We start from the raw sequence: 16503 nt of genomic DNA, 5'->3' as shown, positions 1-16503 counted from the left end.
TGGTCTCCCCAGCCAACAACGAACCTGTGGTCCGCACGGCGACGGAAAGGGAGGTAGTGTGCTGAAGGTTCTGCAAATTCTCTAAGAGGGGCGGTCATGGCAGGCTGGTGATGTTTACGTCACCTGATTCCCTCACGAGGAACGCCACCATGACCAAGACTGAAGATAAGACCGCCGTCGCCGCCGTCAAAGACATTCTGCTTGCGAACCCCGATGGACTGCGCGAGGTGATCCGCGCCGTGATGCAGGAGGTGCTGGAGGCGGAGATGGACGAGGCGCTGGGGGCACAAAAAGGCGAGCGGACGCCGGAGCGGCTCGGCTATCGCTCCGGCAATTACGGCCGCACGCTGCTGACGCGGGTCGGCAAGCTGGAGCTGCGGGTGCCGCAGGATCGCTCCGGGCATTTTTCCACCGAGCTGTTCGAGCGCTACCAGCGCTCGGAGCGGGCGCTGGTAGCGACGCTGGCGGAGATGTATGTGCAGGGGGTGTCGACGCGCAAGGTGAAGGCGATCACCGAGGAGCTGTGCGGCCATGCCTTCTCGGCCTCGTCGATCTCGGCGATCAACAAGCGCCTCGACGAAAGCCTGAAGGCCTTTGCCTGCCGCCCGCTTCAAGAACCCTTTCCCTACCTGATCCTCGACGCCCGCTACGAGAAGGTCAGGGAGGCGGGCGTCGTCAGGAGCCAGGCGGTGCTGATCGCTGTCGGCATCGACTGGGACGGCCGGCGGCAGATCCTCGCTGTCGAGATGGCCAATCGCGAGAGCCGCTCGGCCTGGAGGGACTTCCTCGTCGGCCTCAAGCACCGCGGCCTCAAGGGCGTCGAGTTCGTCGTCTCCGACGACCATGCCGGCCTCGTCGCGGCGATCGGCGAAGTCATCCCGGAAGCCGCCTGGCAGCGCTGCTACGTGCACTTCCTGAGGAATGCGCTCGATCATCTGCCGCGCAAGCACGGCGACGATTGCCTGCAGGAACTGCGATGGCTCTACGACCGCCGCGACCTCGACGAGGCAAAGACCGATCTCGCCGCCTGGCTCGGCAAATGGTCGGGCAAGTACCCGCGGCTGACCGGCTGGGTCGAGGAAACGATCGAGCAGACGCTCACCTTCCTGCGGCTGCCGCGCACCCATCACAAGCACCTCAAGAGCACCAACATGCTCGAGCGCCTCAACGAGGAGATCCGCCGCCGCACCTATGTCGTGCGCATCTTTCCCAACGCCGACAGCTGCCTGCGCCTGGTCAGGGCGCTGGCCGTCGAAACCCACGAAAACTGGATGGAGGCAAACCGCTACATCAACATGGACGATCTCAGAGAGCACAAGAAGATCGCGCTCCGAAACGCCGCATGACCAGCCTCATGGCCGCCCCAATTTGCTGAACTTGACGCACAGAACCATCTCCCCTTGCTCGGGAGGTGCCCGGCAGGGCAGAGGGGGTGCCACGCGCCGCCATTCCAAGCCAAGCCTCGATTGATCAACCTGCCGATCTTCCTACCTTCCGCCTTGTCCAAGCATCGGAGGGAAAGCCCATGAAGGTCCTGCGCATCGTCGCCAATATTGCGACACCCGATATCACGCCGGCGCGGCGGTTCTATCACGATATCCTCGGTCTCGACGTCATCATGGATCACGGCTGGATCATCACCTTCGGCGCCGCGAGACCCATGAACGTTCAGGTGAGCATCGCCAGCGAAGGCGGCTCCGGCACGCCGGTGCCGGACCTCTCGATCGAGGTCGACGATCTCGATGCCGCTTTCGCGGCGATGTCGGCTGCAGGTTTTCCGGTCGAATACGGCCCGGAGGACGAGCCCTGGGGCGTCAGGCGCTTTTATGTCCGCGATCCCCTGGGCAGGCTCGTGAACATCCTCGCTCACAAAAACTGAGCCGGCGGGATGGGGCCGCCGGCTCAGTTCCATCAAGGCAAAACTTACAGCTATTTCCGATTGGTCCGGCGATAGGAGTTTGCCGCTCCGCCGGTCCGCACGGGCACCGTGACGGCGGCAACCTCCGTCACGAGCTTACTCTTGACCTTGCCCTGCTGACGCTTGTGCTCGAGATAGTAGGCATAGGTGAATTGCGTCGCGATGCCGGCGATGACAAAGATCGGGCCGACCAGCGGATCCTTGTTGGTGATGTAGAGCACCACCTGGCCGACCATAGCGAGGATCGTGCCGGCGACAAAGATGTTGAGCGAATGGCGGCCGAGGATCGTCAGCGGGTGATCGGCCGGACGCCGCAGGATGCGGGAGAGCGCCGGGATGCTGATGACCAGATAGGTCAGCGCAAGCACATGCAGCAGCCGAGGCAGCGACAGGAAGGTCTTGTCGAAACCGGTGATAACAGGCGGCAGGCCAAGCGCTGCCAGCGAGTTGCCGAAAATCCAGAGATGCCCTGTCACCCAGACGAAGGAAATCACGACGTAAGCGACGGCGACCGCAAGCAATAGAGGATGCCGCGGGATCCGGCCGCCGCGCTTGATATGCAGGATCGAGACGATACCGATCGAAAACAGGAACTGCCAGGAGAGCGGGTTGAGGAACCAATAGCCTTCGATCAGCATGTTGTGCGGCGCCACCTGATAAATGCCGGCGAGCAGCCAGACCGTGCCCGAGACGGCAAGCGCCAGCAGCGGGCTACGCTCGTTCAGGAGAAGGAGGATGGGCACCATCAGCAGCAATGCCCCGTACATGGGCAGGATATTGTTGTAGCCGATCTGGTGACCGAGCAGGAGCAGTGCCGGGATACCGTCCTTGAGGTTCATCAGAACCGCTAGAATATTGATTTCGACAAGCAGTCCAGGCCGGTGGAACAGCCAGGCGCCGCAGATGAACAGCGCCAGTGTCATGAATGTCGTGATCATATGGGCGAGGTAGAGCGTGAAAGCCCGCTTTGCCGCCTTGATCGCCATTCTGAGCCGATTGCCAGGCTGGAAGCGGGTCCCGTACGCAAGGCCGACGGCAATGCCCGATATCAGCACGAAGGCCTCCGCGGCATCGGAGAAGCCGAAATTCTTCGTCGTTGCATATTCGAAGAACTGCCCGGGAACATGATTGATGAAGATCATGATCAGGGCGAGGCCACGCAGCACGTCAAGCCGTGTATCGCGCCCTGGCGCAGCTACGGATCGGGAACTGCGCTCGGTGCCGATGGCTTCGGTCCGCGTGCTTGCCATAGGGTGTCTCCTATCATCCGATTTTCAAACGCGACGACGGCCAAAAGGGTTCCCCTTTTGGCTGTTCGCGAATCGCCGTGATGTCTGCGTGGAGAAACGCTTTATCCGAGCGGATATCCCTCTTCGGGATCGGCGACTTCGCTGCCGTTGATCGACAGAGTGTAGCCGCTGGCGTTGGACGCTTTTGAGACCGAAATGCGGTATTTGCCGTCGCCCAGCTCCACCTCCGCCGCAAAACCGTCCCATTCCGACGGGAGCGACGGGCGCACGTAAAGCCGGCCGTCTTTCAACCGGATACCGAGAATGCCCTCGACGGCCGCCCGATAGAGCCAGCCGGCCGAGCCTGTGTACCAGGTCCAGCCGCCGCGCGACGTATAGGGCTCATGTCCATAGACGTCGGCGGCCACGACATAGGGTTCGACCCGGTATTGCTCGGCCGAAGCCTTGTCGAGCGCATGGGTGATCGGGTTGAGGATCTGGAAGCAGCGCAGCGCATCGTCGCCCCGCTTGAGCTCCGCCAGCGCCATCACCACCCAGGTCGCGGCATGGGTATATTGCCCGCCGTTTTCGCGCACGCCCGGCGGATAAGCCTTGATATAACCGGGATCCCTGGCCGAATTGATGAAAGGCGGCGTGAACAGCCGGATGATGCGGGCTTCCTCGTCGACCAGTTGATCGAGGACGGCGTCCATGGCCTTGGCTGCACGGGCCGGGTCGCCCTCGCCGGACAGAACGCTCCAGGACTGCGCGATCGAATCGATCCGGCATTCTGGGCTTTCCTTGGAGCCGAGCAGCGCGCCATCATCGAACGTGCCGCGGCGATAGTAGCCGCCGTCCCACCCCGCGGTTTCGAGCGCCTTCTTCAAGTCCTTGAGATGTGCAGACCAGCGCTTTGCGCGGGCCTTGTCGCCGCGCTCTTCGGCATAGGGGATGAAGGAGCGCAAGGCGCCTGCCAGGAACCAGCCGAGCCAGACGCTGGTGCCGCGTCCGCCGATGCCGACGCGGTTCATGCCATCGTTCCAGTCGCCGCCGAGGAACAGCGGCAGGCCGTTCGATCCCTTGCGGGCGATGGCGACGTCGAGCGCCAGCGCCGCATGTTCGTAAACGCTCGCCTTGTCCTCGGAAATCTCCGGCTTGTAGAAGGAGTCATGCTGTCCTTCGAGAAGCGCCGGGCCTTCCAGGAAGGCAATTTCCTCGTCGAGCACGCTCTTATCGCCGGTGACGCTGCAATAGTGATGGATCGCATAGCTCAGCCAGACGACGTCATCCGAGATCATCGTGCGGACTCCGGCACCCGTTCCCGGCAGCCACCAATGCTGGACGTCGCCCTCGCGGAACTGGCGCGAGGCGGCGTTGAGGATCTGCCGGCGGGCGATCGAGGGTTCGTGCAGCAGGAAGGCCAGCGTGTCCTGTAGCTGATCGCGGAAGCCGAAGGCGCCGCTTGCCTGGTAGAAGGCGGTGCGGGCCATGATCCGGCAGCCGAGGCTCTGATAGGGCAGCCAGGTGTTGACGAGATTGTTCATCCCGCGATCCGGCGTCGAGATCTGCAGCCTGCCGGTGAAATCCTGCCAGAAGCTGCGGTTGGCCTCGACGGCATCATCGAACGAAGCCTTGCGGATATCGGCGATGATGGTGCGCGCTTCTTCTTCCGTCGGCGTATCGCCGAGGAAGAAGGTGAAGTCGCGCTCTTCGCCGGCGCCAAGTTCGATGTCGATTGCCAGAGCTGCGGCTGGATCGCCGTCGAGCTCGGTCGCACCCGAAAGCACGGCCGCTGACGTAACGGCCTGCGGTGCCTGGATCGTTCCCGCCTTGCCGATGAACTCGCGCCGGCTTGCGCAGACGCTCGAAGGCGTCTCGCTCGCCGCGAAGAAAGCGGTTCGATTGGAAAAATCGATGCTGTAGGGATTGGTGGCAAACAGCGCTCCCGTCTCCCCATCATGCCGCGACAGGATGAAGGGGGCCGTGCGGCCCGGATTGTTGCCGAGGATCCATTCCACGTAACCATAGAGACGCAGTCTGCGGCCGGTCGAACCGGTGTTGCGCAGGCGCAGGCGCTGCAGTTTAACCGGCTTGTCGCGGGCGATCGTCTGCGTCAGTTCCAGCGCGATCTCATGCTGAATGCTCGAGAAGACCGAATAGCCGAGCCCGTGGCGGGCTTCGAAACGAATATCCGGCCGGCGCGACAGGGCAGCGAACGGCGTCATGATCGCACCGCTGTCGAGATCGGCGAGATAGAAGGCCTCACCCGAACGGTTGACCACCGCATCGTTCGACCAGGAGGTCAGCTGGTAATCGCGCGAATTGACGCTCCAGGTAAAGCCTGCGCCTTCGGCCGACACATGAAAGCCGAACCTTTCATTGGCAATGACGTTGATCCAGGGCTGGGGCGTCGCATGACCTCCCGGCAGGCGGACGACATATTCGCGGCCGTCTCGGGCAAAGCCACCGATGCCGTTCCAGAAGTCGAGATCACCTTCCTCCTCGATGACGACGGCCGGCACGACAGCCGGCGGCACCGGCGCGATGCGCTTGACCGGAACCTTGTTGCGCTCGGCGCGCTCCATTTCCTGCAGTTCATCCTTCGATGGTGCAAACAGGGCGACGGCTCGGTTGATCTGGTCGATCACCTTGCCGTTTTTCGCATGCAGGGTGACGCGGGACGCCGCGATCACCGCATGATAGGTGCTCTCCTCCATCAGGTCCTTGCGAACCGCAAAGATATGCTGACGCAACCCGTCGGCCTGCCCCATGCGGCGCACGTTCTCGCACATGGCGTCCAGCGCGTGCTGCATGTCCTGTGCGTAGGAAGAGGCACGTTCGTTCATGATGATGAGATCGGCGGTGACGCCGCGCGAGCGCAGATATTCCTGCGCCAGCAGTGCCTCGCGGGCGATGTCGAGATCCATGTCGTCGTTGACGCGCAACGTGAAGATCGGGAAATCGCCGGAGATCGCCAGCGGCCACAGTGCCGATTGCGACTGCAGGCCGGCCTCGACCGTCGCTTCGTCCTTGCGCAACTGCATGTCGGGGTAGACGAGGTAGCGTCCGAGATGCTGGAAGGCTGCCGCCTGCTGCGAACTGACGCCGACGTGGCGCATCTGCACCTGCGTGCGTGTCCAGGCCTGGACGAGCTCATGGTTGAAGGCGTCGGGATGACGGTAGCGATTGACTGCCTTGTCAACCTCGTCGCGGTTTGGAGCGGCGATCGTCCAGAAGAACACGCTGACTTTTTTGCCGGCCGGCACACGCACGGTGCGGCGCAGCGACATGACAGGGTCGAGCACGAAGCCGTCGCTGCCGGAAAGTGTGGCGCCCGGATCGAAGGCCGCCGCATCGGCGAGGCTGCGGCCACGGCCGATGAACTTGCGCCGGTCGGTCTCGCATTCGGTGTGACGGGTGTCGCCGGCATTGTCGACGATCAGATGCGCGATGCTGATGTTCGGCTCGTTCGGATCGCGTTTGTTGCGTTCGGCGCGAATGACGTCGCCCCGCCTGCCGATCTCCGTTTTGACGAACATGCGGGCGAAGGCCGGATGCGCATTGTCGGTATCATCAGAGGTGATGACCGGTTCGAGATAGGAGGTGACTTCGATGAAACGGTCTTCGGTGCCCATGTTGAGCAGGGTGACGCGGCGGGCCTCGGCATCATGCTCAGTGGCGATGATGCACTCCACCTCGCTCGTCAGGTCGCCGACCGTCTTGGTGAACTGCGCCTTCTCGTCGGCGAATTCGACCTTGATCTTTTCGCCCTCGACGCCCTTCGGCTCTGCTGTCGCCGACCACCATTCGTTGGTGGCGGTATCGCGCAAGAAGATGAAGGTGCCCCAGCGGTCTTCGGTCGGATCGGCCTTCCAGCGGGAAACGGAAAGGCCGTTCCAGCGGGAATAACCGGCACCCGTCGCCGTCAGCATCAGCGAGTAATGGCCATTCGACAGGAACACGAGTTCGCGGTCGCGCGACGCCGGATCGCTGATCTTCCTGATCTCCGGCCGCAGCAGATCGTCCTGGATGCTGGCCGGCGTGTCGGATTCATGCTTGCCGCTCATGACCGGAATGTCGCGCGGCGCCTTTTCCTGCAGCAGAAGCTCGGCCGCCTCGATGACAGGGTCGGAATGGAAGAGCTCGCGCAGATGGCCGTTGAAGGCGACGTTGGCAACGGCGGCGATCGACATGCCGTGATGGTGGGCATAATAATTGTAGACCACCGCGCATTTCTTGCCTTCCGGCACGCGTGTCGGCGTAAAATCGACGGCGTCGTGGAAGCCGAACTTGCCGAGCGCGCCGACCTTGCGCAGCCGCTGCAGGTTTTCGAGTGCGCCCGGCGGATCGTACTGGCTGGCGAGCAGCGAAGCATAGGGCGCGATGACGGCATTGTGGCCAAGGCCGCGCTTGAGACCGAGCGTCGGCACGCCGAAATTCGTGTACTGATAGTTGAGGTTATGGTCGCGGGCATTGAAAGCCGCTTCCGAAATGCCCCATGGGATACCGAGCTTGCGGGCGTAGTTCATCTGCTCGACGACCACCAGATTGTTGGTCTGGTTGAGAATACCGCCGCCGCGCTCCTGCATGACGAGCGGTGGCATCAGATATTCGAACATCGAGCCGGACCAGGAGACCAGCGCGCCGCGCGAACCCACCGGCACGACCTGGCGGCCGAGGCGATACCAGTGCTCCGTCGGCAGATCGCCCTTGGCGATGCCGAACAGGCTGGTCAGGCGGCATTCCGAGGCGAGAAGGTCGTAGCAGGCCTGGTCGAGCTCACCGCTTTCGACGCGGTAGCCGATCGACAGCAGGCGCCGTTCCGGCCGGAACAGGAAGCCGAAATCCATCGAGAAGGCGAGATCGCGGGCCTTGTCGCGCAGCGCCACCAGGCGCGGCCGGAGCGCATCGACCTTGGAGAGATCGAAGGTGCTGTCGGATATATGCGCTTCGCAGACCTTGACGAGGGATGCCGCCCACTGGGTGACCTCCTCGCTCTGCTTCGACTTGACTTCGTGGTCGAGATTGGCGGCGAGCTTCTCGATGTCGCGGGCGAGAACCGCAAGGTTGATGATGCGGATCGAGGCGAATTCGTGCTCGCGCTTGACGGCGGCAAGCGCGTTCTGGAAGCCGACGATGCGCTCTTCCAGGCGCCGGCGCAGCGGCCGCACGGTCTTGCGGTCGTCGGGCAGGTCCGCCAACACTTCGCCGAGGATGCCGGCCGTGTCGCCGACGCCGTCGAGGTTGCCCTGCATGTGGGCGGAAGGAGCCTCGGCCCAGTTGCGGCAGGCCGACGAAATGGCGATCAGATGACCGGCGAGATTGCCGCTGTCGACCGATGAGACATAACGCGGCCCAAGCGTCTGCAGCGTATCGGTGTGATACCAGTTGAACAGATGGCCGCGGAATTTCTCCATTTTGTCGATGGTGGCAATCGTCTGCTCCAGCCGCTCGAGCGTCTCCTCGAAGGAGAACCAGCCAAAATGCCGGCCGGAGACGACGGAAAGCAGATAGACGCCGATATTGGTCGGCGAGGTGCGGGCCGCGACGATGACATGCGGCGTTTCCTGGATATTATCAGGCGGCAGATAATTTTGTTCGGCCGTGGTGAAGGTCTCGAAATAGCGCCAGGTGCGCCGGGCGATCTTGCGCAACTCGCTCGACACGGAATCGGCGACCTCAAGCCGGTCCTCGGTTTCCGCCGACTGGCTGACATACCAGGCGACGACAGGCGAGAGAATCCACAGCAGCGCGAAGGGAATCCCGACGAGGAAAGCGTTGTCGCCGGGAAGGGCGGCGAAACCGAGGGCCAGCAGCGCCAGCACCGGCGCATGCCACATCTGCTTGTAATAGGAGACGAGGGTGCCTTGCCCGCCGGCCTGAACGCTGGCGGCGGTCCGCCACTGGAGCATCAGCTTGTGGCTGACGAACAGGCGGTAGAGCGAGCGGCCGATCGCATCCGCCATCATACAGGCGGAGTCGGCGATGAAGACGATGCGCAGCGCAACCTGCGCATTGGCGGCGGTGATGTCCGACCAGACCGTATAGAGATGGGCGCGGGCGACGATATCGCTGGTGCGCGGGATGATGCCGTTGATCAGCGACAGCGTCGGCGCCACAAAGAGGCAGAAGATCAGCAGGATCTGCCAGACGAGCGCGCCGAGCGGCCCCATGAAATACCAGCCGAGCACGGAAGCGAAGAACCAGGCGATCGGCGTCAGCGAGCGGCGCAGATTGTCGAACATCTTCCAGCGGCCGAGGGCCGTGACGCCGTATTTCGGGTTGAACATATAGGGCAGGAGCTGCCAGTCGCCACGCGCCCAGCGATGCTGGCGCGAGGTCTCCACCTCGTAGCGGATCGGGAAATCCTCGACCAGCTCAAGATCGGTGACGAGCGCACAGCGCGCCATCGAACCTTCGAGAAGGTCGTGGCTGAGCACGGAATTCTCCTCGATCCGCCCCTTCAGCGAGGCTTCGAAGGCATCGACGTGATAAAGCCCCTTGCCGGTGAAGGTGCCCTCGCCGGCAAGATCCTGATAGACGTCGGAAACGGTGAATACATAAGGATCGAGACCGCGGTTGATCGAGAAGACGCGCTGGAAGACCGAGGCGTCCTTGCCCGTCGTCAACGACGGCGTGACACGCGGCTGCAGCACACCATAGCCGCTTTCGACGCGGCCGGTTTTCGGATTAATGACCGGACGGTTGATCGGATGATAGAGCTTGCCGACAAGCTTGGTGACGGCGTCGCGCATCAGGCGCGTGTCGGCGTCGAGCGTCATGACATATTGCACATTGGCCGGCACGGCATTGGCGCCAGGCAGATAGGTCGTGTCGCGGTCGCCGCGCAGCAGCATGTTCAGCTCGTGCAGCTTGCCGCGTTTGCGCTCCCAGCCCATCCAAACGCCTTCCGAGGCGTTGTAGAGGCGGCGGCGATGCAACAGGTAGAAACGCGTCTTGCCGTCATAGGCATAGCGGGCGGAAAGATTGGCGATCTCGCGCCTTGCATAGTCGAGAACCTCGAGATCGGCGGCCGTCTCCTCGACATCGCTGTCCGGCCAGTCGCTAAGCAGCGCGAAATAGATCTCGCCGCGCGGATTGGCGAGATAGTGGACCTCGAGATTGCGCACGTGGTCGTCGACGCTGTCGCGGTTCGAAATCAGGCAGGGCACGACGAGCAGCGTGCGTGCATCCTCCGGAATGCCTTCCTTGAACTCGTAGCCGACGAGACGCGCCGGCGTCACGAAGAAGGAAAGAAGCGTGTTGAAGAGACCCGTCGCCCCCTCCGACGCCGGCAATGAGAACATGATCAGCAGCACGGCGATTTCGAGCGCACCCATGCCGGCACTCGCCATGAACTTCCCGACAACGGCCATGGCAATAACAGTCAGCAGCATGACCGGGACGGCAATTGCCAGCCAGTTGAACTGGCGCACGGCGCGCACGAAATGCTGGGTAATCGTCGGGCGATAATTCGCCCGCGCCTCGAGCTTCGGCCGCTGCGCGCCGGACAGGAAGCCGCCGACATTCGGTTCATGCGGCTGCGGCTCGCCGGAGGCCTTGGCGGCATCCGTCATGTCGAGCGCCAGCTGAGCGATTTCCATTTCGGTCAGCGGCGAGCGCTTGGCGAGCTTTTCGATCTGCTTGCGATATTTGTTGCGCGAGCCGGAATCGAGGATGCCGTAATCCGAATGTTCCCAGAGCAGCTTGTCGACATGGCTGACCTGCTCGACCCAGACCGACCATTCGGTATCGTCGATCTCGCGCAGGCTGCGGATGATGTTGCCCATCGTCACATTGCCGGAGGAGAGGCGGCTGTGTTCCGCCGTCGTCGCCTCTTCGGTGTTGCGGCCAAGCTCTTCGAGCCGCTCGTCGAGCCAGGTGATCGCCAGGCTCGAGGTCTGCGAGCCGTCACGCAGGCGGTAGAGGAACTGCGTCGAGAAAGTATTGTCCTCGGCCAGTGGTTCCAGCGTCTTCAGATAGGCGGCCGCCTTGGCCGGATCGGTCAGGCGGACCAGTTCGTCGGCCGCTTCATTGGCGCGGCGGCGCAGGCGGCGGCTGGCTTCGACACGGCTCGAAATGCGGCGAAGATTTTCGACGAGCACGTAGCGCACCAGCGAGGGCAGCGCCCAGAGTTCACCGATTCTCAGCGTCTCGCTGGCCTGGAAGCCGTCGACCAGCGCCGTTAGGCTTTCCTGCGAGATCGTGCTGTGGGTATGGGCGACGTAGAGCCAGGCAAGCACCAGAGTGCGCGGAATCTCGACCCCGCCGACAGACATGGTCGGCAATTCGCGGTAAAAGCGGCGGGGGAAGTCACGCCGCACTTCCTGGATCGCTTCCTCGACGATGTAATGATTGTCCAGCAGCCATTCCGCCGCCGGCGTGATCGTCTCGCCGGCCTCGACATCCGTGGCCGTGGTGCGGTAGACGCGCAGGATTTCCTTCTCGTTTTCCCTATGGCGCGCGAAGAAATCAAAGGGGGCGAAGGCCGGCAGCTTGCTGACGCCGTTGCGGGCGACGGCATCGCCCATCGCCTTGATGTCCTCGATGGAAAGATAGGTCGAGCGGATCGAATCATTATGATCGATCTGCCTCATCTCGGGTTCGCGGGGGAGGCTCGGAGAAAGATTGGCAATAGACATGGGTTCGGTTCTGGATCCAAACAAAGTTATGGCTGTTTTGCTCAGCCTTTTGCACTGCTTATCATGACTGCTACATGAACGGGCCCGGATTCTTCGAAGATCGATGAAGCCGGCGAATGAACGTCGGACAGGCGATGCAAACGGACGAGGCTGTTGTTGCAGGGTCGCCCCAAAGGGCGATCGTTACCCTCTGCGCAAAACCATGTCGAAAAGTTGGACGCCATCGAAATAATTCAAGTCAAGAGGTGCAGACCACCGGGTCAGCGCGCGCTTGCCGACGCGGGGCGGAACAGGTCGCATGGCAATCATGAAATCGGCCGTCGACAGAACGACACCAAAAATGCGCCGCATCTGGATGGATGCGACGCGTCCGCAATTCTTGAAAAAATAGTGAATGATCAAAGGCGGAATACCGGGACAGATAAGCTGCCCCGAATTCACTGGAACAGAATGATTTAAACCCCGGCACCTGCCGAGGCTTGTCATCCGCCGGCTATCCGACGAGGCCGAAGACCACGGCCACCACAAACAGGAATGCCGCGGTGAAGATTGTCCCATGGAGCACCGCCTGAAGCCTGTGACGCGCGGCGTGCGGCTTCTTGGTCGGCACGGAACCATAGTGGTTCACGTGAGTATGCGAAATACCCAGTTCTGCCATATGTGTCGCCTCCGTTGTTCTCGTTCGGCCGGTTGTGCGGCTCGCTGTTATATTTCTTATTCTCTATCAGGTAGGTAGAGATAAAATTCCGTCCAGAGGGAGCGGAAGAGAAAATTCAACCAGCTGTTAGCAGAGCGTGCGCCATGCCCAGATCAACGAGCGCTCGATGGCGTTCTCGTCCTGCGGCGGGTTGGAAGTCTCGATCAGGTGCCGGTCCTTTTCCGCAGGCATGGAGACCGTCATCTGTTCCTTGCGTTCGGCTCTGAGGGGCGGATCGAGGTAGCCCATGGTCATCCCGCCGAGAAAGAACATGCCCTGACCTCCGATCACGAAAGCTAACAATCGTTAACAGGATCATGACAGAAGCCGGGCAGCTGTCAATAGTCTAGTTGAATGGTCGTCTTTTAGATAAGCGTTATCCTTAACGCCGACGCCGCTCTTTGCTTTTCAATGGCTTGAAATCATTGCCTTTCAGGCTTTGACATAACCCTTGCTCGCGATCATCAAATTTTTCGTGTAGTCCTGCTGGACCGCGCCCGCGGCTAGCGCCTGTGAGCTCAATCGCTCGACAATGGCGCCATTGCGCATCACGGCGAGCCTGTCGCACATATGGGTGATCACACCGAGGTCGTGGCTCACCATAATGAAGGTGAGTTTGCGGTCGCGGCGGATCTGCTCGAGCAGGTTCAGCACTTCCGCCTGCACCGAAGCGTCGAGCGCCGACGTCGGCTCGTCGAGCAGCAGAATCGACGGTTCGACGATCAGCGCCCTGGCGATCGCGACGCGCTGCCGCTGGCCGCCGGAAAGCTGATGCGGGTAGCGGAAACGAAAACCATTGCCGAGACCGACTTCATCGAGCGCACGGGCAATGCGCCTGTCGCTATCGCCAATGGCGTGGATCGCAAGCGGTTCGAGCAGCAGCCGGTCGATCGTCTGGCGCGGATGCAGCGAACCATAAGGATCCTGGAAGACCATCTGCACGCGCCGATAAAAGGCCTTGCTGCGCTTTGCGCCTTTCAATGCCTCGTCGTCGACGTGGATCGCGCCGCCGCTGATCGGCGCAAGGCCGGCCACGGCGCGCAGCAAGGTGGATTTGCCCGAGCCGGATTCACCGACAAGACCGAAGGATTCACCGCGTTCGACATCGATGCTGACATCCTTCAACGCGTGAAATTGGTCGTAGACGACGTTGAGATTGTCGACGTGGAGTGCTGCGCTCATGCCGCCCACTCCGGCCTGCGGTCGAGCACCGGCAGCGGATGACGGCTTGTGCCGATTTCGGGCATGCAGTTCAGCAGCCCTTGCGTATAGGGATGTTGCGCATGTCTGAGATCGGCGGCCGCAAGCTCCTCGACGATCTTTCCGGCATACATGACGATGACGCGATCGCAGAATGAGGAAACCAGCCGGAGGTCATGGGAGACGAAGATCAATCCCATTCCGCGCTCCGACACCAGCCTGTCCATGATTCTGAGCACATCGAGCTGCACCGTCACGTCGAGCGCCGAGGTCGGCTCGTCGGCGATCAGCAGCTCGGGCCCGGCGATCAGCATCATGGCGATCATCGCGCGCTGTCCCATGCCGCCCGAAACTTCGTGCGGATGCAGATCGAAGACGCGTTTCGGATCGCGGATCTGCACGGCCTCCAGCATGGCAAGCGCACGCTCGCGCGCCTCCGCCTTGCCGACCTTTTCGTGGGTGCGCAGCGTTTCGCAGATCTGCCGGCCGATCGTCATCACAGGATCGAGCGAATATTTCGGATCCTGTAGGATCATGGCGATGCGCTTGCCGCGCAGCCTGCGCCTTTGCCCGGCCGAGGCCTCGAGGAGGTCGATGCCGCTGAAATCCAGCCTATCGGCCGTGACGATGCCGTGTTTCGGCGTCAGGCCCATGATCGCCCGGCCGGTCTGCGACTTGCCGGAGCCGGATTCGCCGACGATGCCGAGCCTTTCCTTGCCAAGTGTGAAGGAGACGCCGCGCACCGCCTCGATCATCCCGGTGCGCGTGGGGTAGCTGACCTTGAGTTTGTCAACCGTCAGAAGCGTCGTCACTGGCCGCTCTCCTTCGGATCGAGTGCGTCGCGCAGGCCGTCGCCGAGCAGATTGAAGCCAAGGCTGACGATGAGGATGGCGATGCCCGGCATCGCCGCCACCCACCATTGATCGAGGATGAAGCGCCGGCCCGAAGCGATCATCGCGCCCCATTCCGGCAGCGGCGGCTGCGCCCCGAGACCCAGGAAGCCGAGGCCGGCGGCCGTCAGGATGATGCCGGCCATATCGAGCGTCACGCGCACGATCAGCGAGGAAATGCAGAGCGGCATGACATGGCGCACGATGATGCGCAGCGGCGAGGCGCCCATCAGCCTCACCGCCGAAATATAGTCGGACCGCCGGACCGTCAGCGTTTCGGCGCGAGCGATACGGGCATAGGGCGGCCAGGAGGTGATGGCGATGGCGATGATCGCGTTCTGGATGCCGGGGCCGAGTGCCGCGACGAAGGCGAGCGCCAGCACCAGCTTCGGAAAGGCGAGGAAAATATCGGTGATGCGCATCAGCGTCGCATCCACCCAGCCGCCCGCATAACCGGAGACGGTGCCGACGATCAGGCCGATCGGCGCCGAGATGACGGCAACAAGCACGACGACCAAGAGCGTCAAACGCGATCCGTAGATCAGCCGCGAAAAAATATCACGGCCCTGATCGTCCGTGCCGAGCAGGAATTCACCCGTTGCCGGCGGCAGCAGCCGGGCATTGCGCAGATCGCCGACAACGGGATTGTGTGTGGCGATGATATCGGCGAAGGCGGCGATGAACAGCAGCGCCACGATGATCAGCAGACCGACGACGGCAAGCCGGTTTGCGGTGAACTGCCGCCAGGTGACATAGGCGCGGCCGAGGCGCGCCTGCATGCGCGATTGCGGCCGGTCGGAAAGCAGCCAGTCGCGGCGGCTCATCGTTGGAGAGGGACTGGCGGGAGCCGTCATCGGTTTCGCGTCCTCGGGTCGAGCGTCCGGTAGAGAAGGTCGGACAGAAGGTTGATGCCGATGAAAACCGTGCCGATGACGATCGTGCCGCCGAGCACGGCGTTCATATCGGCATTTTGCAGCGAATTGGTGATGTAGAGCCCGATGCCCGGCCAGGAAAAGACAGTCTCGGTCAGCACCGATCCCTCGAGCAGGCCAGCATAGGAAAGCGCGATGACGGTGACGAGCGGCACGGCGGCGTTGCGCAGCGCATGGCCCCAGATCACTCGCGTTTCCGAAAGACCCTTGGCGCGCGCCGCGACGATATATTCCTGCGACAGCTCGTTCAGCATGAAGCTGCGGGTCATGCGGCTGATATAGGCAAGCGAGAAATAGCCGAGCAGCGAGGCGGGCAGGATAATGTGGCGGAAGACGTCGTAGAAGACATCCCACTGCCCCTGCCAGGCGCTGTCGAGGAGATAGAAGCCGGTGATCGGGGTGAACGTATATTCGAAGACGATGTCGATGCGGCCGGGAAAGGCCACCCAGCGCAGCTGCGCATAGAAGATGACGAGCGAGATCAGCGCCAGCCAGAAGATCGGCACCGAATAGCCGATCAGGCCAATGACACGCACGACCTGGTCGGTGATACTGCCGCGGCGCACGGCGGCAAGAACGCCGAGCGGCACGCCGACGCAGGCGCCGATCAGCGTTCCGAGCGTCGCGAGCTCGATCGTCGCCGGCATGACGCGGCGGATATCGACCATGACGGGGTTGGTCGTCAGCACCGAATTGCCGAAATCGCCGGAGAGGACGCCTTTGACGTAAATGAAAAACTGCTGGTAGAGCGGGAGATTGAAGCCCATTTCCTGGCGCACTCGCTCGACGACATGGGTGGGCGCGCGGTCGCCTAGGATGGCGAGCACGGGATCGATCGGCACGACGCGGCCGATGAAGAAGGTGACGGCCAAGAGGCCGAGATAGGTGGTGACGGCCGCGAACAGAAATCGCCCGACCGCCTTGGCTAGGGTGCTGGAACGGCCCTTTTGGGGCCGTGCCGCCACCTGTGTTGTTTCAATAGCGCTCAAGCGATC

The 16503-nt window shown here is 62.4% G+C and carries 11 protein-coding genes; 2 read left to right on the top strand and 9 right to left on the bottom strand.

Annotated features, from left to right (window positions below; all coding sequences use genetic code 11):
• Positions 1-149 precede the first annotated feature (149 nt).
• Both J2J99_RS21320 and J2J99_RS21315 read left to right on the top strand, forming a co-directional pair.
• The gene (locus tag J2J99_RS21320) at positions 150-1346 is read left to right on the top strand and encodes an IS256 family transposase (RefSeq protein ID WP_168295015.1); all 1197 of its coding nucleotides are present in this window, start codon (positions 150-152) and stop codon (positions 1344-1346) included.
• Positions 1347-1525: 179 nt separating this feature from the next.
• Complete coding sequence (locus J2J99_RS21315; protein WP_168295014.1) at positions 1526-1879, top strand: VOC family protein; 354 nt, start codon at positions 1526-1528, stop codon at positions 1877-1879.
• Between the two features lie 50 nt (positions 1880-1929).
• Here the strand turns inward: J2J99_RS21315 and J2J99_RS21310 are convergent, their stop codons facing one another.
• From J2J99_RS21310 to J2J99_RS21270, 9 genes are all read right to left on the bottom strand, one after another.
• Positions 1930-3168 (bottom strand): OpgC family protein, encoded by a 1239-nt coding sequence (locus J2J99_RS21310; RefSeq protein WP_168295013.1) that lies wholly within the window; start codon positions 3166-3168, stop codon positions 1930-1932.
• Positions 3169-3269: 101 nt separating this feature from the next.
• A complete protein-coding gene (locus tag J2J99_RS21305) occupies positions 3270-11789 on the bottom strand; it encodes a glycoside hydrolase family 94 protein (protein WP_168295012.1) in 8520 nt (2839 codons plus the stop codon).
• A gap of 183 nt (positions 11790-11972) precedes the next feature.
• The gene (locus J2J99_RS21300) at positions 11973-12275 is read right to left on the bottom strand and encodes a hypothetical protein (protein WP_168295011.1); all 303 of its coding nucleotides are present in this window, start codon (positions 12273-12275) and stop codon (positions 11973-11975) included.
• Positions 12276-12282: 7 nt separating this feature from the next.
• Positions 12283-12447 (bottom strand): hypothetical protein, encoded by a 165-nt coding sequence (locus J2J99_RS21295; protein ID WP_168295010.1) that lies wholly within the window; start codon positions 12445-12447, stop codon positions 12283-12285.
• A 126-nt stretch (positions 12448-12573) separates the two neighbouring features.
• On the bottom strand, positions 12574-12759 hold the full coding sequence (locus J2J99_RS21290) for a hypothetical protein (protein ID WP_168295009.1): 186 nt from the start codon (positions 12757-12759) through the stop codon (positions 12574-12576).
• 159 nt (positions 12760-12918) lie between these two features.
• Positions 12919-13668, bottom strand: a complete 750-nt coding sequence (locus tag J2J99_RS21285) for an ABC transporter ATP-binding protein (RefSeq protein WP_168295008.1) — start codon at positions 13666-13668, stop codon at positions 12919-12921.
• Positions 13665-14498 (bottom strand): ABC transporter ATP-binding protein, encoded by an 834-nt coding sequence (locus tag J2J99_RS21280; RefSeq protein ID WP_168295007.1) that lies wholly within the window; start codon positions 14496-14498, stop codon positions 13665-13667. Before J2J99_RS21280 ends, J2J99_RS21285 begins: the two co-directional genes overlap by 4 nt.
• Positions 14495-15430, bottom strand: coding sequence for an ABC transporter permease (locus J2J99_RS21275; RefSeq protein WP_168295006.1), 936 nt, complete (start codon positions 15428-15430; stop codon positions 14495-14497). Before J2J99_RS21275 ends, J2J99_RS21280 begins: the two co-directional genes overlap by 4 nt.
• Positions 15427-16497, bottom strand: coding sequence for an ABC transporter permease (locus tag J2J99_RS21270; protein ID WP_168295005.1), 1071 nt, complete (start codon positions 16495-16497; stop codon positions 15427-15429). The genes J2J99_RS21275 and J2J99_RS21270 overlap by 4 nt, the downstream gene beginning before the upstream one ends.
• Positions 16498-16503: the final 6 nt, after the last annotated feature.

The organism is Rhizobium binae (genome assembly GCF_017357225.1).
Classification (GTDB): domain Bacteria; phylum Pseudomonadota; class Alphaproteobacteria; order Rhizobiales; family Rhizobiaceae; genus Rhizobium; species Rhizobium binae.
This window is presented reverse-complemented; position numbering and strand designations above follow the sequence as displayed.